The sequence below is a fragment of the Paraburkholderia sp. 32 genome (genome assembly GCF_050435345.1).
Lineage (GTDB): Bacteria > Pseudomonadota > Gammaproteobacteria > Burkholderiales > Burkholderiaceae > Paraburkholderia > Paraburkholderia tuberum.
Genome location: NZ_JBNDKD010000002.1, coordinates 1148836 through 1169644, shown reverse-complemented (window position 1 = coordinate 1169644; position 20809 = coordinate 1148836). Strand labels below are relative to the sequence as shown.

20 protein-coding genes and 2 pseudogenes are annotated in these 20809 nt (G+C 64.0%); 9 read left to right on the top strand and 13 right to left on the bottom strand.

What is annotated here, in order from left to right:
• Window positions 1-284: 284 nt before the first annotated feature.
• Together OKW26_RS20775 and OKW26_RS20770 are read right to left on the bottom strand one after the other, a co-directional pair.
• Window positions 285-1112: a universal stress protein gene (locus OKW26_RS20775; protein ID WP_429354991.1), complete on the bottom strand. Its 828-nt coding sequence runs from the start codon at window positions 1110-1112 to the stop codon at window positions 285-287.
• Window positions 1109-1363, bottom strand: a pseudogene (locus OKW26_RS20770) (universal stress protein); the annotation flags it as partial. The pseudogene OKW26_RS20770 and the gene OKW26_RS20775, both read right to left, overlap by 4 nt.
• A 368-nt stretch (window positions 1364-1731) precedes the next feature.
• On the opposite strand from OKW26_RS20770, the gene OKW26_RS20765 reads away from it, so the two are divergent.
• The 3 genes from OKW26_RS20765 to OKW26_RS20755 all read left to right on the top strand — a co-directional run bounded on the left by OKW26_RS20765 (window position 1732) and on the right by OKW26_RS20755 (window position 3974).
• On the top strand, window positions 1732-2376 hold the full coding sequence (locus OKW26_RS20765; protein WP_429354990.1) for a flavodoxin family protein: 645 nt from the start codon (window positions 1732-1734) through the stop codon (window positions 2374-2376).
• Between the two features lie 225 nt (window positions 2377-2601).
• Complete coding sequence (locus tag OKW26_RS20760) at window positions 2602-3483, top strand: F0F1 ATP synthase subunit gamma (protein WP_429354989.1); 882 nt, start codon at window positions 2602-2604, stop codon at window positions 3481-3483.
• Window positions 3484-3692: 209 nt separating this feature from the next.
• Window positions 3693-3974, top strand: coding sequence for a hypothetical protein (locus tag OKW26_RS20755; RefSeq protein WP_429332408.1), 282 nt, complete (start codon window positions 3693-3695; stop codon window positions 3972-3974).
• A 111-nt stretch (window positions 3975-4085) separates the two neighbouring features.
• Here OKW26_RS20755 and OKW26_RS20750 read toward each other — a convergent pair whose 3' ends face one another.
• A complete protein-coding gene (locus tag OKW26_RS20750; protein ID WP_429354988.1) occupies window positions 4086-5747 on the bottom strand; it encodes an AAA family ATPase in 1662 nt (553 codons plus the stop codon).
• Window positions 5744-6052, bottom strand: coding sequence for a hypothetical protein (locus tag OKW26_RS20745; protein ID WP_429354987.1), 309 nt, complete (start codon window positions 6050-6052; stop codon window positions 5744-5746). The genes OKW26_RS20750 and OKW26_RS20745 overlap by 4 nt, the downstream gene beginning before the upstream one ends.
• 174 nt (window positions 6053-6226) lie before the next feature.
• On the opposite strand from OKW26_RS20745, the gene OKW26_RS20740 reads away from it, so the two are divergent.
• Complete coding sequence (locus OKW26_RS20740) at window positions 6227-7177, top strand: acetyltransferase (RefSeq protein ID WP_429354986.1); 951 nt, start codon at window positions 6227-6229, stop codon at window positions 7175-7177.
• Window positions 7178-7408: 231 nt separating this feature from the next.
• Complete coding sequence (locus OKW26_RS20735) at window positions 7409-8086, top strand: phosphoribosyltransferase (protein WP_184059222.1); 678 nt, start codon at window positions 7409-7411, stop codon at window positions 8084-8086.
• A 61-nt stretch (window positions 8087-8147) separates the two neighbouring features.
• Here the strand turns inward: OKW26_RS20735 and OKW26_RS20730 are convergent, their stop codons facing one another.
• Window positions 8148-9869 carry a ShlB/FhaC/HecB family hemolysin secretion/activation protein gene (locus tag OKW26_RS20730; RefSeq protein WP_429355263.1) on the bottom strand — a complete coding sequence of 574 codons (1722 nt, stop codon included), beginning with the start codon at window positions 9867-9869 and terminating at the stop codon, window positions 8148-8150.
• Window positions 9870-10284: 415 nt separating this feature from the next.
• On the opposite strand from OKW26_RS20730, the gene OKW26_RS20725 reads away from it, so the two are divergent.
• Window positions 10285-12318: a glycoside hydrolase family 28 protein gene (locus OKW26_RS20725; RefSeq protein WP_429354985.1), complete on the top strand. Its 2034-nt coding sequence runs from the start codon at window positions 10285-10287 to the stop codon at window positions 12316-12318.
• Window positions 12319-12396: 78 nt separating this feature from the next.
• On the opposite strand, the pseudogene OKW26_RS20720 reads toward OKW26_RS20725, so the two are convergent.
• Window positions 12397-13646: pseudogene (locus OKW26_RS20720) on the bottom strand (putative bifunctional diguanylate cyclase/phosphodiesterase).
• A gap of 536 nt (window positions 13647-14182) precedes the next feature.
• Here OKW26_RS20720 and OKW26_RS20715 point away from each other — a divergent pair.
• Window positions 14183-14698, top strand: coding sequence for a cytochrome b (locus tag OKW26_RS20715; protein ID WP_429354984.1), 516 nt, complete (start codon window positions 14183-14185; stop codon window positions 14696-14698).
• A 193-nt stretch (window positions 14699-14891) separates the two neighbouring features.
• Here OKW26_RS20715 and OKW26_RS20710 read toward each other — a convergent pair whose 3' ends face one another.
• The 5 genes from OKW26_RS20710 to OKW26_RS20690 form a co-directional block, all read right to left on the bottom strand.
• Window positions 14892-15086, bottom strand: a complete 195-nt coding sequence (locus OKW26_RS20710; protein ID WP_260321064.1) for a hypothetical protein — start codon at window positions 15084-15086, stop codon at window positions 14892-14894.
• Between the two features lie 101 nt (window positions 15087-15187).
• Window positions 15188-15718, bottom strand: coding sequence for a cytochrome b (locus OKW26_RS20705; protein WP_429354983.1), 531 nt, complete (start codon window positions 15716-15718; stop codon window positions 15188-15190).
• A 63-nt stretch (window positions 15719-15781) separates the two neighbouring features.
• Window positions 15782-16219, bottom strand: a complete 438-nt coding sequence (locus OKW26_RS20700; protein ID WP_184058742.1) for a YeeE/YedE family protein — start codon at window positions 16217-16219, stop codon at window positions 15782-15784.
• Between the two features lies 1 nt (window position 16220).
• Window positions 16221-16652 carry a YeeE/YedE family protein gene (locus tag OKW26_RS20695; RefSeq protein WP_429354982.1) on the bottom strand — a complete coding sequence of 144 codons (432 nt, stop codon included), beginning with the start codon at window positions 16650-16652 and terminating at the stop codon, window positions 16221-16223.
• A 44-nt stretch (window positions 16653-16696) separates the two neighbouring features.
• The gene (locus OKW26_RS20690; protein ID WP_429354981.1) at window positions 16697-17506 is read right to left on the bottom strand and encodes a sulfite exporter TauE/SafE family protein; all 810 of its coding nucleotides are present in this window, start codon (window positions 17504-17506) and stop codon (window positions 16697-16699) included.
• Between OKW26_RS20690 and OKW26_RS20685 the strand changes: the two genes are divergently transcribed.
• A complete protein-coding gene (locus OKW26_RS20685) occupies window positions 17489-17638 on the top strand; it encodes a hypothetical protein (protein ID WP_429355277.1) in 150 nt (49 codons plus the stop codon). The genes OKW26_RS20690 and OKW26_RS20685 overlap by 18 nt on opposite strands.
• Complete coding sequence (locus OKW26_RS20680) at window positions 17592-17717, top strand: helix-turn-helix domain-containing protein (RefSeq protein WP_429354980.1); 126 nt, start codon at window positions 17592-17594, stop codon at window positions 17715-17717. The genes OKW26_RS20685 and OKW26_RS20680 overlap by 47 nt, the downstream gene beginning before the upstream one ends.
• A 60-nt stretch (window positions 17718-17777) precedes the next feature.
• Here the strand turns inward: OKW26_RS20680 and OKW26_RS20675 are convergent, their stop codons facing one another.
• Together OKW26_RS20675 and OKW26_RS20670 are read right to left on the bottom strand one after the other, a co-directional pair.
• Window positions 17778-19505 carry a tannase/feruloyl esterase family alpha/beta hydrolase gene (locus OKW26_RS20675; RefSeq protein ID WP_429354979.1) on the bottom strand — a complete coding sequence of 576 codons (1728 nt, stop codon included), beginning with the start codon at window positions 19503-19505 and terminating at the stop codon, window positions 17778-17780.
• 12 nt (window positions 19506-19517) lie between these two features.
• Window positions 19518-20660, bottom strand: coding sequence for a porin (locus tag OKW26_RS20670; protein ID WP_184058736.1), 1143 nt, complete (start codon window positions 20658-20660; stop codon window positions 19518-19520).
• Window positions 20661-20809 lie beyond the last annotated feature (149 nt).

Sequence of the window (20809 nt, the reverse complement as noted above, 5' to 3'; positions counted from 1 at the left end):
CAACCGTCTCGCGATCGGCGTCTCGTTCACGATCCATTGTCCGCTATCCGTGGCGGGCAGTCGGGCCGTTTGTGTGAGATGTCACTTCGGCCGTGTTTCGCCTTCGCATGGCGGCGACCTTATTCAGCGCTTCCTGAACGAGGCGGAAGGACGGTGTCGCGTTTCGCCGTGAATGGTTCGCATTGAGCGGACCGAGGCGGCGCGGGAGTTGATGCGCGGCGCGCAGGCGCGCGGCGTGTACCGCCCCACGCCGCGCAGCAGCGTTCGTTCGGCACGGCGTCCTGTCAATGCGCCATTAGCACGGGCACCGTCATCGATTCGAGCATCGTCCGCGTAACGCCGCCCCACACGCGCTCACGCGCACGCGAATGGCCATACGCGCCCATCACGAGCAGATCGGCATGTAGATCCGACACCCGGTTCAGCAGCGTCGCGCCCGCGCCGGCGATGCCGAGGCGCGGCGTCGTCGAGAACGACGCGCGCACGCCGTGCGCTTCGAGCCATGCCGCGACGTCGATCGCGCTGGGTCCCGCTTCATGGTCGTGCGTGGGCTCGACGACGGCGACGCCAACGAAGCGCGGCCGTTCGAGCAGCGGCATCGCGTCGGCGATCGCTCGCGAGGCTTCGCGGCTGCCGTCCCACGCGATCAGCACGTTCTCGCCGAGCGTCGGCACGGCGCCCGCGCGCGGGATCACGAGCGCGGGACGCCCCGCGCCGAGCACGACCTCGCCGACGAAATGCCGGTCGACGTAGCTGGCGGGATCTCGCGGGTCGGGCTGGCCGAGCACCAGCAGGTCGGCGTGCCGCGCGTGAAGCGTGGTCACGGCGACGGGGGAGCCCTCCGGGGCGCGCCATTGCGCTGCGCGGCCGGCGCGCTCGGCCGGGACGAGAAATGCATGCCGCGCCGTCTCGCGGCGATCGGTCGTCAGTGCGGCGCGTTGGGCAACGAAACCGTCGTCGGTGCCGAACAGCGGTTTCGCGAGGCCCTCGCACACGACATACAGATCGATCAGGTGGGCATCCCAACGCTGCGCAAGATCGAGCGCGAGCGCGACGCGAGTGTCGCAGCGGCGGCTGTCGTCGATGTGAACGAGCAGGGTCTTATAGCTCATGTCAGTTCCTTTTCGGCTGAGGCCGGGACGGAATGGTCGGCTGGTTCGACGCCTGCATGGGCCGGGATCGTCAGAACCGGGCAGCGGGCACTGCGCAGCACGCGCTCGGCGACGCTGCCGAGCATCAGTCGTTGAACACGACGGCGGCCGTGCGTGCCCATCACAATCGCGTCGGCGTGCCATTCGAGCGCCGCCGCGACGATGCGCTTCGCGACGTCTTCGCCAGGTGTCGAGGCTTCCACCGTGCGTGGCTTGTAGCTCATCGCCAAAGCGCCGTGACAGAACGTGGGGACACCGGCGTAAGCCCGTTGTCAAATGGAGTCTATGGGCCGGCCCGGCGCGACTATTGACGCAGATCAAGCGCGCCGATGCCGCACGCCAGTTGATGTAGGTCAAGCGCTGCCGGCTGCGCGCAAATACAGTGATAGCAGCGGACGTCGCGCCGTAGCGGTGCCTGCAGTTGCGTGCCGTCTGTGGAGGGCAACGATCACGGCCAGGGAATGTTCCGGTTAATCCGGGCTGAGTCGACACCCCGGCTCGGCGTGCGCGCTTCGCGCACGCAACGAGTGACGCCCAATTGGCGGACGGAGCGCCCAGTGTCTGCTGCCGGAGAAGGAACATGACCGAGCGTTGCAGGATTCTGATCGTTTACTACTCGCGAACCGGCACCACGCGACGTGTTGCCGAACTGCTCGCGTCCGAACTCGACGCCGACATCGAACCGATCCGCGAACGCGCCGGGCCACGATCGCGTGATCGCGCACGCGGCTACGTCAGATCGGTGATCGATGCGCTGTGCCATCGGCGCGCCGCCGTGATGCCGGCGCTGCTCGACGTCGCCGCGTACGACCTGGTCGTCGTCGGCGCGCCCGTCTGGGCAGGCGGCGCGTGCGCGCCGGTTCGGGCGTGGCTGGAATCGAACGGAGGACAGATCCGTCACCTGGCGCTGTTCTGCTGCGAGGGCGCGCGCGGCAGCGGATCGGCGCTGAAGCAGATGTCGGAGGCGGCGGGCAAGACGTCGCTTGCGGCCTGCGCTGATCAGCGGCAGCGATCTGTACCGCCGCAGGGACGCCAACAAACGCGAAGCGTTCGCGCAGAAGATCAGGCAAAGAATGGCGGCGCGGCGGGAGACGGAGTGGCTGGTGTAGCTCGGGCGGTCGCACGCGCGGTCGGGAAGGATGCAACTAAACCCGCAGCGAACCACGCAACGCGCCGAAGTCGGTGCGTGGATGACGGTGCACCGGCGTTGCGTCCGGTACCGTGAAAGCCGGCTTGTCGAGCTCCGGACGAATGACATTCGCGAGGTCGAAAGGGAAACGGTGACGCGCCGCGTCGTAGCGCCGTGCCGCTTCGTCATAGCGCTCGCGCGCGCAGGCGATGGAGCAGCTTGCATGCTGGGCGGGCCGCTATCGTGAGGGAGTTGCGGAGCCGCTCGTCGAGCGCGCGATGCACGAACGTGCGCGCGCGGCGCAAGCAGCAGGGAGTCCCGATGAGCAGCAAGCTCAGTGAGATCGAAAGCCGCACCGCTTCGGCGAGGCAACTCGAAACGGTGATTGGCGCGATGCGCGGCATCGCCGCCGCGCGCGAGCGCGAGGCGCAGGCGCGGCTCGCGGGCATCCGCTCGACGGCGGCGATCGTCGGCGAGGCGATCGGGATGGTGCTGGCTGCCGCATCGTCGGCACATGCGGCGCAATACGCGCCACCGGAAGGCACCGCGCGCATTCTGATCGTGCTATGCACCGAGCAGGGTTTCGTCGGCGGCTTCAACGAGCATCTGCTGGCGCGCGTCGAACGATTGAAGGCGGACGAGCCGGGCGAGATTTTCATCGTCGGCACGCGCGGCGTGATGCTCGCCCAGGAACGCGCATTGCATTACGGCTGGTCCGTGGGAATGGCCTCGCACGCGGAGGTCGTGATGCGCGTGGCCAGTCAGCTCGCGGACGCGGTGTTCGCGCGCTTTCGCGATCAGGCGTCGTCGCAGGTGTGGCTCGTGCACGCGACGCCCGGCCCCGGACTCGACGAGCGCATCGTGACGCGGCGGCTGGTGCCGTTCGATTTCACGCGCTTCAGGGTGGCGTCGCGCGGGCAGGCGCCGCTTTTGAACCTGCCGCTCGACGGCTTGCTGAGGGGCCTCACCGAGCGCTACGTGTACCTCGAACTGTGCGAAGGCCTGATGCAGTCATTCGCGGCGGAAAGCGCGGCGCGCGTCGGGGCGATGCTGGCGGCGAGCCGTCATGTGAAGGACCGGCTGCAGGAACTCACGCGCGACTATCGGATCGTCCGGCAGGACGAGATCACCGCCGAAATCGCCGAACTGGCCGCGACGGGCGCCTGCGTGCCGCCGGCTACGTCGGCACGGGGGCAGTCGTGAAGCGCGCCGCGTGCTGGCTCTGCTTGTCGCTGCCCGGTTCGGTGACGTGCGTTTGAGCCTCGGCGGTGGAGCACGGACCGTGTCGTCCGATCGTTCAACTGGGGTCAGCCGATTCCTACGACCGGCGACGACGGACTAACCCCGTTTCCGCCGTCGCTGATTTAGATAACGCCAGCCGTTGCCGATAATAGATTCGACGACACGCCGCGATGTCCGGCGCCAAGGTCGGCGAGTCCAGGGAGGCGGCAATGAACGACACCATCATCCCGCTGCGCGCACTGGTCGAGAAATGGCTTGCGCCGACCGGCACGACACCGGCGCACGTGGTGCGCACGGGCCGCCTGGCGATCACCCGGGCGCGGTATGTCTGGCTCGAGGGCGCGATTTCTTCGAGACCGCTGACGATCGTATTTTTCCGGCACGGCAAGGGTTCGTGGGACGTGTTTCCGCCCGTTGAACAGGCACCGGCAATGAGCGCGCGCTACTTCTAAGCGCCCACCGGTATCAACGGATCTGGTGAAGCATCGGCCAGCCGTGATCGACGCGGACGCGACCTCGGTCACGCGCGCAGATCAATGACCCCGCTTCGCGTCGGAACACGATCAGCGGGTCGCAAACGGCGCTGACTGCATCAGTGCAAGCACGGGTCGCCAGAACGCGGGGGAGTCGAACGCCGCCATCGGTACCGCGGTGTCGAATGACAAGGTCGACGCCTGTTCCGCCGGCGTCAGTGCGTCGGCGCTCGCGAGTTGACGCGCGAGCGTCGCGGTGTCGGCGTCGGATAGATCGCGCGGACCATGCCGGCGCGCTTCGATGCGTTGCGCGAGCACCGTTGGTTCGGCACGAAAGTCGAGAATGCGGGCCGGTACGCCAAGCCGTTGGGCGAGCGCGAAAAACGTGTCGCGGTGACGGAACTCGAGAAAGGTCGCGTCGACGATCGCGCTGTGGCCGCTTTGCAGCACGCGGTGCGCGAGTCGAAGAAGGTGGTCGTAGATCGCGTGACGTGCAGCTGGCGTGTAGTGTTCGGCGCCAAGCGAGGTTTGCGCGTCGGGCGCCGGCCGCGGACGCTTGCGTTCGGCATCGCTCGACACTCGCACCGCGCCGCACAGGTCCGCAAGGGCCCGGCTCGCGACCGATTTTCCCGAACCGGAGTAGCCATGACACAGCAGCAAAACGGGTCCCGGCTTCTGCGTTTGCGCCCGTGCCACCTCGAGGTAGCGCAGGGCCGGATCCGGGATGGCGACGCTGCGGCCCGCTACGTATCCCGCTTTCAGGCACGCGACCCACGCCCGCACCAGCGCGCGATAGGCGACGTACAAAGGCATCAGCGACAGCGCCGCATAATCGCCCGACGTTTCCAGCCAACGGTTCAACAGTCGATTGGCCAGACGGGGCTCCGCTCGCGCGCACAGGTCCATCACGAGAAACGCGACGTCCGCTGCGACGTCGATCCAGCGTAGCGCATCGTCGAAGTCGATACAGTCGAACATCGCGATTGCGCCGCGCCAGCGAACCACGTTGTCCAGATGCAGATCGCCATGGCAGCCCCGCACGAAACCCTCGGCGCGGCGCCGCTCGATCAGCGGCGCGAGTTGGTCGAGCTTTCGCGCGCACCACGCGGCAATGCCGGGCAGCGCGGGATGGCTGCAATTGGCCAGCAGCGCCGCGTTGATCGTTTCGATCTGCGTTCGCACCAGCGTGGCGCTCCCGTAGCGCGACGACGGCGCGTTGCGGGGCGCCCTCAGGTGATAGTCGGCGAGCCGCTTCGCCGCGCCGTCGATGTCGCGCGGCGTCAGTGCTCCCTTCGCCGCGAGACTCGAAAAGAGCATCGCCTCGTCGAAGCGGCGCATCTTGACCGCGTGATCGACTGTCACGCCGCCGTCCCCGAGTGTCAGCACGCCGGCATGGCGCGCAATCGGCAGCACGCCGGCGTAAATACCTTGCGCGAGTGGCCGGTTCAGACGGAGCTGGGCTTCGCAGCAGCGCTTGCGGGCCGCGGTGGCGGTAAAGTCCGCGAAACCCGGGGCGACGGGTTTGATGATCTTGTACGCGAAGCGCCCGGCGAGATACACGACGGATATGTGCGTTTCGACCCGGACGATCCTGCCCGCCGGATGACGGTACGTGCCCGGCCTGCGCAGCGTCGCGTCGAGTCCGCGCACGCTGCGGCGCGCGGCGCGGACCCGGTTGGCGAGATGCTGGATGCCGCGCATGCCTGCATTGGCGCGTGGTGAAGAAAGCTTGCGGCTCCGTGGCGAACTCATGCCGCACTCCACCTCGCGGGCAGCTGCGCGCCCATTTCTCCGTGGCGACCGCTCAAGTCGACCGAGCCCGCGACAACCAGACCGGAATTCGCGAAGAGCGGCACGCCGGGCGCGCGTTCGACGATCACGCTGCGGCCGCCGAAACCAGGCATGACCTTGACGGCCTCGGCGAGCGCATTGATGCCATCGAGCAGCCATTGCCGGGCGTCATGGTGAAGCACGAGCGTCTCATTCGGCACGGTTGACCTCCGCGTGGTGGGACGGCCGGCGCCCGCCTTGCGCGCGAGCCGGAATCGTCTACTCATTTAAGCCATCGGGTATGGTAACCGGCTTGATCTGTATCAACGAGGCGGTAGCCGGGCATCGCCAGTCGGTCGGCAACTGCCTGTACGCTTCCATACGAAATGGAGCGTGGGTCACCGATTGACCGCAGTCAAGCGGCGTGCGATCGTGGCAGCAACGCGCCGGTGGAGCAGCGGATGAAGCGATTCGATATTTTCAATGGCGATGCCGACGGCATCTGCGCGCTGCATCAGTTGCGGCTCGCCGAGCCTGCCGACACCATCCTGATCACGGGAGCCAAGCGCGAGATAACGCTTCTGCAACGCGCGAACGCGCAGCCGGGCGACAGCGTGACCGTGCTGGATATTTCGCTCGACTCGAACCGCGAGCCACTCATCGCGTTGCTGGATCTTGGTGTAAAGATCGACTATTTCGATCATCATTTCCCCGGTCCCATCCCCGCACACGCGCTGCTGACGACGCATATCGATACGTCACCGGATAGGTGCACTGCGCTGATCGTGGACCGCCATCTTCAAGGCCGGTACACGCGATGGGCGGTGGTCGCGGCCTATGGCGACAACCTGCATCGGGCCGCGCATCGGGCCGCCAGTGCGTGCGCGGTGAACTCGTCCGATGAGCGCAAACTGCGCGAACTCGGCGAAGCGATCAACTACAACGCCTACGGGGACAGCGTCGTCGATCTTGCCGTCGATCCTGTCGAGATGTATCGCGCCATTCAACCCTATTCGGATCCGCTCGAGTTCATTGCGTCGACCGGCGTGCTGCCCGAACTGCAGGCGCGACGAACGGAAGACCTCGAACTGGCCTTGGGACTCGCGGTAACGCGGCGGCTCGCCAATGGAACGCTGCACATTCTTCCCGACGCGGCGTGGGCGCGGCGCGTGCGAGGCGATTTCGCCAATCTCGTCGCGCGACGCGACCCGGCGCGAGCGCACGCGGTGCTGACGGCCGGCGCCGATGGCCGATACACGGCGAGCGTACGGGCTCCGCTCGATTGTCCGCGAGGCGCCGACGTCCTTTGCAGGAAGTTCGGAGGAAACGGCAGGGTCGCTGCCGCCGGTATCGACGGGCTCGATCGCGCGCGGCTCGACGAATTCGTGACAGCGTTCAGCGTTGCGTTTTGACGCGACGTTCGTGGAGCGGGTGACCGGTAATTCACCGCCGCATCGCAGTCGGCAGTGCGAATTCGCCAGGTGGCGCATCGAGCGCGAGGTAGCGGCCATGGAAGCATGCCCCTGTATCGGCATCGCCGGCGAGACCCGTGAAAACTTCTCCGTTCAGGAGGACGCTTGATGCGGCCGATTGATGGCATAGTGGGTCTGGCAACGCGCACCAACGTTGCGGGAGGAAAAGCGATGGGCAACCTGTTTCGCGACCGCGCCGACGCTGGCAGACAACTGGCCCACGCACTGCGCGACTATCAGGGTCGCGGCGATCTGGTGGTGCTGGCTCTGCCGCGCGGCGGCGTTCCTGTCGCGTTCGAAGTTGCACGGGCATTGCATGCGAAGCTCGACGTTCTCGTCGTCAGAAAGCTTGGGGCGCCGCAAGACGAGGAACTGGCGATGGGCGCCATCGCGACGGGGGGCGCCCTTCATCTGGAAAGGTCGGTGCTTCGCGAACTGCAAATCAGTGACGCCGAATTGGCCGACGTGATCGCGCGCGAAACAGCCGAACTCGCGCGCAGGGAACTGGCGTACCGTGGGGAATGCCCGCCGGTGCCAGTACAGGGCAAGACGGTGATCGTGGTCGACGACGGCATCGCGACGGGGGCGTCGATGCATGCGGCGCTCGACGCACTCCGCAGCAGACATCCCGCTCGGATCGTGGTGGCGATCCCGGTGTCGCAATCCGATGCGTGCACGGCATTCGAAGGAATCGCGCACGCGTTCGTGAGCGTGCTGCAGCCGGATTGGTTGATGGGGATCGGCGGGTTCTATGTGAATTTCGACCAGACGACCGATGAAGAAGTCCGCGCCTGTCTCGCCGCCGCGCGCGATTGGGAGCCCGAGCAGGGCTCGGACTCGGCCGGATGACGGCGCAACGAAGGCAGACACGGCGGCGGGCCGTGTCGAACATGGGGCATCTATCGACGGCTCACGTTCCGACCGACACGTACAAGAGCACGATCGGCGCCTTCGAACCGTTTGGTGTCGCCGAGCGTAATGGCGCGCCATAGGTGCAGCGCAAATCCACGAATCTCGACCATTGGACGCGCACGCCCGCGCCGACGCCCGCGAGCAGACCGGGGTTAGTTTCGGCTGGCTGGTCGATCGTGCTCCATACGCGGCCCGCATCGAAAAACACAAAGGGTTGCACGACTGCGTTGCTCGCGCCGAGCGAGATCGCAGGCGTGCGCACCTCGGTCTGAATGTTCCAGCCGCGATCGCCGAGCGTGACGTATGGGTCGTAGCCTCGCACACTGGACTCCCCGCCGAACCCCATCTCCTCGCTCGGTAATAACGTGTTCGGCGTCCACTGGAACGTTCCGTTCGTGATCAGCGTGAAGCCAGCCCCAAGCGCGGTGGCACGAGACGCTGTCAACTGCATATAGACGTAGCGGGCCGTCGCGCCCTGCCGCGCGGCGTTAAATGCCGAATCCTGATTGTTGCCATCCAGTCCGCCCGGACTGGCGACGAGTGTCGCCGCGGCGTGCGCCGTGCCAGCCTCGGTCGGTTTGCTGATGTCGTAAGACAACACGAACTGATGTATGTGCGTATTCGAGTTGAAAACCTGGGAGCCGCCAAATTCCAGATCGTTGTTGCTGCGCTTGAAGTCGTATCCGATCTGGATCAACTGTGTCGTGTCCGTGATGGTCGGCAGACGCAAGTCGTAGCGAAAGCTGAGCTGCGCAGAAATGCCCGTTTGCCCATACGTGTCGGGCAACCGTGGCGTGCTCTGCGCGTAGACGCCGAACAACTCGATACTGTCGAGCCAAGGCAGCGGCGCCGTATAGTTCAGCGCGTGCGCGGTGAAGCGGGCGCGGTTCGGGCGGCCTTCGATATTCGGATTGCCGCTGAAAAAATCGTTGCTGGCCGTGAATTGATAGGCGATCTGCTGATCGAGACCAAGCAGGTTGCCGTAGCCTATGCCTGCAAAGAACCGATCACGACCGAGCTCCGGCACGCCTTCATTGTCATAACCCGCGCTTACGCGAAGCGGCAGCCGGTCTTCGGTTTGCAACACGACGTCGGTCGTGTCGGCGGCCTCACCGGGCGCAAAAACAGCATCGACCCGTCGGTAAGGATTCGCGTTGAGCACCGCAAGTCCCTTCGAGACCGCCGATTGCAGGATCGGTCCGCCGGGCTCGAGCGGCATTTCACGTTCGAGAAGCCTGCTCGAAAAGTAGGTGTTGCCGCTGGCGTGAACCCGACCCAGTTTGAATTCGGCAATGGCGATACGCACGACACCCGAGCTCACGTCCTGTTCCGGCACGTAGACGTCGACGAGCGGCTTTCCCGCCGCCCGATAACGCGCGACCACGGCGCGGCGTATCTCGGCGAGGCGGCCGAAGGTCAGCGGCTTGTCGAGGTCCGTGGCGAAGCTCTGCAGGAAGGCGGCGTCGAGTACGGGCAATCCTTGCGCGACGATACGACCTTGCTGCCTCGGCGATGCCGCCGCGGACGCGCCGGCTGGTTCGAAGACGAGCCCGGCAAGCCGCTCGACAGCGATCCGTGCGGACTCGGCCTGCGCTTCCGGGGAGGAGGGTGACGACGCGCTTCGCGGCGCCTGCGGTGCGGGTTGCGGCGCGAGGTCGCGCCATGCCTGTGCCGCTACTGGTGAGGTCTGCATGATGCCCGCAATGCACGTTGCGATCATCAGGACAGCAGTGCAGGCGGCGGATCGCGATTTCATCGATCGCTTATATGCAAAGCGCTGTGCCTATTGGCAGGCTGGCCGCAGGCTGCGGCGACCGGCAGGCCGCCGCCCTCAACCCGATGTCGCGCATGCAATACGAGCCTTCCGTCGTTCATGGCGATACCTATTAACGGGTGTGGTGCATCGAATCCGGAGCCGCACGTCGAAATTATTCTAGTCGAAGCGCCCGCGCCAGTTTCCAAAAGCGATCCGAACCCTCTTCACACCTCGCGAATGCTATCGAGGAAACATTTAGTAAGGGTTTCCACGATATGTACTGACCCGCGTCTTGTCTTTACTCTTCTAGACTTGTCATACAACATGCGCGATGACGATTCTCTCGTGCGCCTACAACTATTTATCCGGAGGGGACTCCATGTCCAAGCTGTCGTGCGATCCTGATAAAAATGCGCCCGCAACGGGCGACACCTTGCGCATTTCGCGCCGTGGCTTCATTGGCCTCGGAGGCGCGCTCGCCGGCAGCGCACTCCTGCAGGCTTGCGGCGGCGGAGTTTCCGCTTCCGCGGCAGGCGGAAGCAGTAGTTCCACGCCAGCGACGGGAAGCACGCCGTCAACGGCTGCGGCCGACCCGATCTGGGGTCCCAACGGCTCAGCGACGAACATCATTAATGCGCTGCAGAAGATCACGCAGAGCGCGTTCCCGGCCGTCGATTTCCAGGTCGAGCAGTACGGTGCGCAACCGTGCGCGGTCATTGCCCAGGCCAACCCCTACACCGGCAGTTCATCGCCCCTGAGTACGGGGGCCGGCGCGACCAACGCACCGGGATCGTTCGATTCACGTCCCGCTTTCCTCGCGGCAATCGCGGCCTGCAGTGCAGCCGGTGGCGGCCGGGTCGTGGTGCCGGCGGGCACGTGGTATTGCGCGGGTCCCATCGTGCTGCAGAGCAACGTCAACTTCCATCTGAGTGCGAACTGCACGATCTATTTCAGCCCGAATCCCGCCGACTATGCGAAGGACGGTCCGGTCAACTGCGGCGCCAACGGCAATCTTTACTACAGCCGCTGGCAGGCGAACGACTGCCTGAACTTCGGCTCGCCCGTGTACGCGCGAAATGCGAACAACATCGCGGTGACTGGCGAAGGCCCGACCTCGGTGCTGAACGGTCAGGCGATGACGCCGTTCGCCGGAAGCGGAAACACCGGCACTTGCTGGTGGACCTACAAGGGTTCCAGCGGCGCATACGGCTGCGCGGGGTCGACCACGCCGTCCCAGGCCTATACGAATCCGAATAACGTCGATCTGATGGTGGTCGCCCCTACCATTCCGGCCGCGCTCTACGCGATGTTGACCAATCCGGCTACGCCGTGGCAGCAAGACCAGAACTACCTGCCGGCGCTCTCCGAAGCGGGCGTGCCGGTCGCGCAGCGAATCTTTGGTCTCGGCCACTATCTGCGGCCGTGTATGGTTGAGTTCATCGGTTGCACGAACGTGCTGATGGAAAACTACCGAACCAACAACACGCCGTTCTGGCAGCATCATCCGACGGACTGCACGAACGTCGTGATCCGTGGCGTGACAGCCGACAGTATCGGACCGAACAACGACGGCTTCGACCCCGACGCCTGCAACACGGTGCTGTGCGACAGCGTAACGTTCAACACCGGCGACGACTGCATCGCGATCAAGTCAGGCAAGGATCTCGACACGGAGTACGGACCCGCGCAGAACCATGTGATCCAGAACTGCATGATGAATAGCGGTCACGGCGGCATTACGCTCGGCAGCGAGATGGGTGGCGGTGTGCAGAACATCTACGCGCGCAATCTGACCATGCTCAATCAGTTCTGGGCAACGAATTCGCTGAACATCGCGATCCGTATCAAGACGAACATGAACCGTGGAGGCTACGTCAAGAACTTCTACGTGAATGGCGTCACGCTTCCGCATGGCGTGAGCCTGACGGGTGGAGGCTACGGCAGCAAGATGCTGACGGGCAGTCCGATCAACGGCACCGTGCCCATCGGTGTGGCCACCGCAACAGCCGCCAACCCGTCCGCGTCTCAAGGCGGCCTGATCACGTTCGATTGCGATTACCAGCCTGCCGCCGATGCGATTCGCACACGCCCCGCGCTCATTGACAACGTCAACATCACGAACGTCAATGCTTCGAACGTGACTTTGGGCAGTACAACCGGCTCCTGTTTCCAGGCCATCGTTGCACAAGGTCCAGTTGCGTTCGACTACAACGGTCCGGCGCCTGCGCCGAGCGTACCGGCAATCACGGGAGTGACGATTTCCAACTGCGACTTCGGCACGCCTGTGGCCGCAGGCCCCGCGAGCGCCAGCACGCCGGGTCCGATCTACCTCTACAACGTGCACGACATTACGTTGCAGAACGTGATCATCGCTGGGCAGACGCTCAATCAGACGCTGTCGGATCCGCGTTAAATACGACGCACCAAAGAGCGGCGAGGCGCCGCTCTTTGGCGTCGCACAGCTAAAGTGAAGTCGTCGCGCGGGGGGCTCTCAAGACGAGCCACATTGCAGCTCGCTCATTAGGCTCGCCGCGTAGGCCGGAATATTCGCCGCTGGCTGTGGCGCGGCGAAGTAGTATCCCTGAACGATCTCGCAGCCGGCCTCGGCAAGAAAAGCCAATTGTTCCGCTCGTTCGACGCCTTCCGCGACGACTTAGAAACGCGGATTGCGGGCGAGTGCGATGATCGCACCGATAATCGTCTCATCCACGAGACTGCTGCCAATGCCGCGGCTGAACGGCATGTCGATCTTCAGACGGTCCGCGTGAAAGCTGCGCAGGTAAGCCAGGCTCGAGTAACCGGCGCCGAAGTTGTCGATCGCTATGGACACGCCAATGTCGTGCAGGGCGCGCAGGGTGGGCAGGGCGCCCGGTGCAACCAGGCCTCCTTCGGTAATCTCCAGTTCGAGCCGGTCCGCGGCCAATTGTGACGCCGCAAGAGCACGACGCACGACGGCGCCGAAATCACTCGAAGTAAGCTGGCTGGGCGACACGTTGACCGACATGCGCAGCCCCGGCAGCACTTCCTCCCAGCGCTTTGCCTGTGCACAGGCAGTTTGCAGTACCCATTCTCCGATTGACGCAATCAAACCGATGTCTTCGGCCAGGGGTATAAACGTCGTTGGGCTGACCGTGCCGAAGTCCGCGTCGTGCCATCGGATGAGCGCCTCGACTCCAGTCAGCCGGTAGCTGCGTATGTCCACTTGCGGCTGGTACGCCAGTTCAAAGCCGTTCTGCTCGACGGCGTTGCGTAGCTTATGCGATAGCGCGATACGCTGAGTCGCCGCATGCGCGAGCGAAGGGGCAAATCGCTCGACGCCGTTACGCCCGCCTGCCTTGACGCGATACATCGCAAGGTCTGCATGTTTCAGCAAAGTTTCGCACTCAGTGCCGTCTTGCGGATAGCAGCTGACCCCGATGCTCATCCGGACCCGCAGTTGCATGTCGTCGATTTGCACTGGCTTGTCCAGCGCTTGCGCACGCGCGTCAACAGCGCGGAGAGTTCGTCATCGTCGGTTGAACCCTTCAACATCGTCACGAACTCGTCGCCGCCATATCGCTTCACCACGCCATCCGTTCCGACCGATGTCGACAACCGCCGCGCAACTTCTTGCAACAGGCGATCGCCTGCGCCATGGCCCAGGCTGTCGTTGATGTCCTTGAAATGATCGAGGTCGATGAACAGCAGCGCGAATTCGTGACCATCGAGAATCGCCGTGTCAATCAGCTCACGCAGCGTCACGCGGTTCGGCAAATCCGTCAGCCCATCGCGACGTGCCTGCCTGACCAGTAGATCGCGCGACTCAATGAGTTCCGTCAGGTCGCTCACCACGCTGATGTGATGCGTAACCTTTTCCGCCTCGTCACTCACCGGTGCCACGTACAGCTGATACCAGAACTCTGTTCCGCTCGCGCGCCGGCTGTTCGTCAGCGTGGTTGCCTCGCGTTTCTCGGCAACAGCGGTACTGATCTGTTTCCACAATCCAGGTGTTTCCGGCCGCGCGGAATGATCTGCGATCTGCGGGCGCTCGCCACGCGACCGGCTGCACACCGCGCCGCCTGGCTGGACGGAGAAGATTTGAAACGTGAGCCGCCAACAGCTTGAGATTTCACCAAGAGTTTGCGCGTAGAATCCATTCACGAATCCAATACGCCAGCGTCCGGCCAGCCATGTATGCCACGTCACGATACGATGCAGCTGCGTGTGTTATCCACTGGCTTGCCGTTGTCGCGGTCGTGCCTACCGTTCGTCGATGGGCACACATCGGGAGCGCTATAGTGAAAAGCTCTGCCACACGCTACGGTTCAATTGCCCAATTCCTCCACTGGTGCACGGCAATTGTCGTGCTCGTGACGTTCATGTATGGGCCCGGCGGATCTGAACAGCGCGTCTACTCTTCGGTGCACGAGTTCGACCGGCGACTGCACGAGACTTTGGGTTTGTGCGTGTTCGCGCTCACCCTCGTCCGCCTGCTGTGGCGAGCATACGACGCGCGTCCCGAGACACCTCCAATTTCTCGCTGGATAGCTGTGATGGCAACAACCGTTCGATGGATGCTGTATCTGCTTCTCCTCGCGCTTCCGCTTACCGCCATCTCGGGCGCGTGGCTCGAAGGGCATCCGTTGACGCTGATCGGCGGTTACGATATTCCGCCTTTACTCAGTAGTTCGCATGGAGCAGGCTCAGCCCTCGCATCGCTGCACGCGTGGCTCGGCGACGCCATTATGTGGCTTGCGGGGTTGCACGCATTCGCGGCTATTTTCATCATGCCTTCCTTAAAGACGACGTCCTGATCGCGATGCTTCCACGCTGGTTTCCGGCGGGACGGGCACGTACTGGCCGATAAGCCCCGAATGCCACGAGGCGAGATTGGGCGACGATGGTCCTTGAACACCCGTGGTTGGCCCGCCAGCTTCACCGAGAATCAGGTCGCTTGCGTTCCCCAATGATCCTGTCGACACAACGGAAATCAATGTTGTCCGATGCTCAGTGGCCGATCCTGTCGGTGATCTTGCCGGCGAGGAAGATGCTGGCTGAATCGAAAATCGGCAGACCGTCTTTGGGAGAGACGATATTGCCGCTAGCATCATGGTTGAGCCTCGTCCTGGTCACGTCGAGCATCGCCATCACGGCCACTGGAATCGTACGTTCACCGAAGGTATATCCGTTCAGCTTGAACATTCGACCGTACGGCATCAGTTCGGGAAACTGTCCGCCCGCGTGACATGCCACGCAGCTTTGCCCTGTTTGACGGGCAAATATAGGCAGCGCTCGAACTACCGCTAGATCTTCATGCGCTGCAGAACGCGGTCGCCGGCGACGAACTGATGAAACATCGCCGCTGCGATATGCAAGCAGATCACGCCGAATAGAATCCAAGCGAGGACGCCGTGAACATCGCCCATCGCATGTCCGAATGACGAACCCGGTGCCGACAGTGAGGGCAACGAAGCAAGTCCGGCGAGGCGGACCGTCCACGTGCGCGACGAAGCGTTGATCCAGCCGAGCAGCGGCACCAGCACGAGCAGCACATACAGCGCGAGGTGCGTGAGCTTCGAAGCGGCGCGAAACAGCGGCGGCAGGCTGTCCGGCGGCGACCGATGAGTCACGCGCCACAGCACCCGCAACACCATCGCTGCGAGCAGTGCGGTGCCGACGCCAAGGTGCCAGGCGATTTCGCCGTCCGGCACGGTATCGCGGTGCACGTCCGGCATCGTCCAGCCGATCACGAACTGCGCGGCAACCAGCCCGACGACGAGCCAATGGAGCAAACGTGCGACGATGTCATAGCGGTGTTCAGTGGAGACCTGCATGGGGGAGCCTGTGAGTTGGATTCAGTCGAAACAGATCGTACACGGCCGCGCCTTAAGGCCAGGTTAAGGGGCAGTCGCCAAGGCCGCCTGTCTGCGCCGTTCCAACCACTCGAAGACCGCCATCCCCGCGATCATCGCCGCCACGAACACCCACGCTTTCACCGACCCGAGTCCGAGCGCAACGAGCGCCGGGCCGGGACAGAACCCTGCAATTCCCCAACCGACGCCGAACGCGAGGCTGCCCACCATCAGCCTTCGCGTGACGTGCGTTGACGCGGGAATCTGCATCGGCAATCCGAGCAGCGACTTGCCGCGGCGCTTCGCGATCGCGAAGCCGATTGCTGCGACAGCCACCGCGCCGATCATCACGAACGCGAGCGACGGGTCCCAGCGTCCTGCGAAATCGAGGAAGCCCAGCACTTTGGCGGGGTTGGCCATGCCCGACAACAGCAGGCCGAAGCCGAACAGCAGCCCGCATACGAATGAAACGACTGTTGCCATCCTATGCTCCGAGAAGATGTCGCGTGATATAGACGGTGACGAAACCGGCCGCCATGAACGTCGCCGTCGCTACGAGCGAGCGCGTGGCGCCGCGTGAAATGCCACACACGCCGTGTCCGCTCGTGCAACCGCTGCCATAGCGGGTGCCGATGCCGACCAGAAAGCCGGCCGCGATCACGGCCGGCCACGACGCGTCGACGGTGATCGCGACGGGCGCACCGACCGCGCGCGCGATTACCGCGGCAGCGACCAGCCCGGCAACGAAGGCGACGCGCCATGCGCCGTCTTGCCTGGTCCAGCGCAGCAGGCCGCCGACTATCCCGCTGATTCCGGCGATGCGGCCCAGCAAAAGCACCATCGCCGCAGCCACGGCGCCGATCAGCAGGCCTCCGCACAAGGACGCGAGCGGGGTGAAATGGTCGAGATCGATCATCGTTCAGGTTGACTGTTGCGTGGGTTGGAGGGAAGCGGCAGCGCTTACATCAGCGCCGCTTTGACCAGCAGGCCGAGCGCCACGCAGACGAGGATGCTCGCAAAGCCCAGTTGCACCTGACGCGCGGCGATGTGATGCGATGCAAGCCGTCCGCTGAGCATACCGGCGGCGGTGGCGCCAGTGAACCACAACGCGACTTCGAGTGGAAGCGTTGCGCCGTGCGTGGCCGTCGCGAGAACGCCGCCACTGTCGACGAGTGCGATCACCATCAGCGAAGTCGCGACGATACCGTGCATCGACAGGTCCGTCAGCTTGCGCATCATCGGCACGATGATGACGCCGCCGCCGACACCGAGCATCCCCGTCATCAATCCCGTCAGCGAACCGGTGGCCGCGAGCGCGGCTGCGGTCGGCCAGGTCCAGCGAAAGCGGCCGGTCGCAGGGTCGATATGCGCGACGCAGATTGACGATTGTGCCTCGCGAGACGCGCGGCGCGCGAGCGTCTGACGCAACAGCCGGAACGCGACCACCAGCATGACCGCGGCAAACAGCGCGAGCAGCACGCGTTGCGGCAACGCATGCGCGAGACGCGCGCCGGCGGCGGTCGCGGGCACCCCCGCGGCGGCCATCAGCAGCGCGGCGCGATAACGGACGAGCCGCTTGCGCAATGCCTCGAGCGCGCCCACCGCTGCGCCGCCGGCCACCGCGACGAGCGCGACCGGCGTGGCCTGCTGCAGCGGCCAGCCCATGCTGAACACGAGCCCGGGCACGGCAAGAATGCTGCCGCCCGCGCCAGTCAGCCCGAGAATCGCGCCGACCAGCGCGCCGACGGTGGCGTGATCCGCGCCGAACACTTGCCGCAGGCGGTCCGCGACAGGACTTCCGGCGGTGGTCAGGATTCGCTGGCGGTGGGCGTGGGTTTGCCGCGCAAGCTGACCGATGCGGAACTCGCGCGCAGCGGCGCAATTCCGCGGAAAACGCAGTGAGCTTGCCGCGCAGCTGGGATTGAGCGAGCGCACGCTTTATCGCCGGCTCAAAGCGATCGCGGGCGGTGAGGGAGCCTAACGTTTCCTCGGCGTAGTGGGGGAGCGTTCACATCTTCTCCCCCCTCGCACGGTCAGTGGCTTAGCTGCAAGTGAAACTGCTTGCCGAGTTCACGTCTCCGCTGGTATAGCGGGCCACCTTCGGATACGCGCAGAGCGGACGCGTGCGCCCGGCACCCCAGCTAGTCGGCACCTCGCTATTCGGTATCGCGTTGGTCGTGTCGCGAGCCGTTGCGATGACCCGGTTCGGCGCTTGCCCTTGCTCGACCCATGCCACCATAGGCGTCAGCATGTCGAACTGATCGGCCGTCGGACCGCCGCTGCAGTGGTTCATTCCTGCTACCGTGAAGAGCCGGGCGAAATTGCTCGCGTCACCACCACTAGCCGTGGACAGGCGCTGATACCAGTCGGTCGTATCGTTCGACGAGAACACTGGATCGCTCGTCCCGTGATAGACGATCAACTTCGCGCCCCGGCTCCTCAGACCGCTCAAATCAGTCTCGTTCGGCGGGGTCATGAATGACCACGAAGTCTCGGAATAGACACCGCTCGTTGCGAAGATCTTCGGCGCGTCACTGTCCATGTTGAAGTTCAGAGCGTAGGCGCCGATGGAGCTGAGCAGCGAAGCGCTCTGCGGCGGCGACGTAAATACGAAGGCCGCCGCAGCCGGGTCAAGGCTGATCGAATTGCCTTGCTTCCACGCGGCCCAGCCTGATCCGTTGACACCGACGTCATACGGAAAGCTCGCATAGAGCGCAGTGCCAGCGCTATTTTTCGCCCCAGAAAAAATATTTCCAACGGCTTGCTTTTGAGCCGCCGTAAGACAGGTGCCGTCGCGCCCATTGCTCGAACATGTCGGTACGTCCGTGGCCAGGTCGAAGTTCGCCTGGCACGCTTTGATGTCTTGCACCATCCCGTCCGCTACACCATCCAGCGAATCGCACTTCGCGATGACCTTCGACGCGATGAGCTGCCTTTCAGCAGTCGTCAAGCCGGTGGTGATATCGGCAATTCCGGCCGACGTTTTGGCGGTCGCGACGGTAGCTAGCTGTTGTGCGCTCCACATCTGCCCGATCGCCGCCTTTGGCAAATGGAAGCCGGGATCGCCGGCAATGATGCCGTCGTAATCCGCGAAAGACCTGGCTGCCGCCACCATCGCATGACGGCCGCCGTTCGAGCAACCTTCGAAGTAGCTGCGGTCGGGGCCCTTGCCATAGGCCAACTTGATCACCTGCCTGGCCATTGGCGTGAGCGTAGCAACGGCGTTATAGCCATAATCGAGGCGCGCCTGAGGATCGAGACCAAACAGCGGGTTTTGCGACCCGGAATGACCTGCATCCGAACTGATCACGGCGAAGCCCATGTTTAGAGCGTTGTTCAGCGGGCCCCCGCCACTGAGCACCCCCGTCGCCGGTGTCACACTACCGTCGAGACCACCGTTGGCCTGATAGAAAAAGCGACCATTCCACGCGATGGGTAGCCGCATTTCAAAACCAATCGCATAAGTTTGGCCGTCAACGGCGCTCGTGCGTTGATTCATTTTCCCTTCGATCACGCAATGTTCGGGCACGGACTTTCCTGCCACCGTGAGCGTTCCGGCCGGCACGTCGGTAACGGACGTGAACGTCGTGGCCGCAAACGTCAGCCTGGCGGCGAGCGCGCTGCAGTTTCCTGACAGCGTCGCGGGTTGTGCTGCGGAAAGCCGAGGCAATTGTGTCGCACTGGTGGAGAGCGAGTCGGAACCGCCGCCGCAGGCCGCCAGCATCGCGGACACTGCCGATACACACATAGCAATTGAAGTTCGTTTCATTCTCGCCCCCTATCAGAACATGTGTTTAATGCCGACCATCACGCCCGTTTGACCCATGCCCGCGCCTGGCGTGGTCCCACCGCCGCCACCGCTGACCGAATAGCGCGCCTTCGCGCTGTTCGCCAGATACGCAGCCTGCGCATAGACCGACGAACGCTTGCTCAGAAGATAGGTGGTGCGTAACGTTCCCATCGTGGCGCGGGTATCGTGGTCGCTATTGATGATCCGAAACACTTCGCCATCGAGGAGGAACGCAGGCGTGACCATGTACGAAGCGCCGAGGAAGAACAGATCCGAACGGATATTCGGTACTGTCGGCGACTGGGTCACTACGCGGCGTCCAATCCAACCTGCGCCGATCTTCGCGCCTGCGTACTGCGCATAGGCGCTCAGTTGGGTACGGGCGTCCTTGTCCGCGGCGTTGATGAGAGGTGTCGGCGCAATTCCGTCGAAGAAGTTGGCGGCTGCGGTCGCGCCGCCGCGTTGCTCCTCGTACGACGCAGCCGCGCCGAAATATTGAGAGTCGTACTTGAGCATTGCGGACCAGTCGCGGCATTCCGTGGCGTGGCCTGGAACCGAGCCGGTACAGGTTCCTTGTCCCGGCGAGTTGCCGGTACCCGCAGCGTCCCGTCCGAATGAATAGCCCGCGCCCAGCGTAAAGCCCTTGTACGAGCCAAGATAGGTGATGGAGTTGTCGGCGCGTGCGTTGGGCACATAGGCATCCAGGGAGCCCATGCCGTAAATGTCCGGACCGATGATGTCGGCGCCCTGAACCGCAAGATAGGTCATCGTGTACTGACGGCCGAACGCGAGCGTTCCGTACGGGCTTTTCATGCCGACGAATGCCTGGCGTCCGAACAGCCTCCCGCCCTGTCCAGAACTGCCGTCGCGCACGTTAAAGCCGCTTTCGAGCGTGAAGACAGCGCTGTAGCCGCCGCCTAGATCTTCGTTGCCGCGCAGCCCCCAGCGTGATGGGAACTCTCCGGTAACGGATGGCATGCGAAAGACGCTGTCGCCCTTCGCGTTCGCGTGCGAGACATACTCGATCCCCGTGTCCACGATGCCATACAACGTGACGCTCGATTGCGCAAAGGCTCCAGTGCTCAGCGCGCATAGCGCACCGAACATGAGAACGTGAGTCGACTTCAATTGCATGGTGATGTCTCCAGACCAGTTGTATGTTTTTTTGTTGAACTGCGATTGAGGGATCTTCGGTTTCAGGCGATTGCAGCGATGAGCGTGACGGGGATGCTGGCGCCGATCACCGTTGATGCAATATCAGGCAAGCTGATATAAAGAACAAA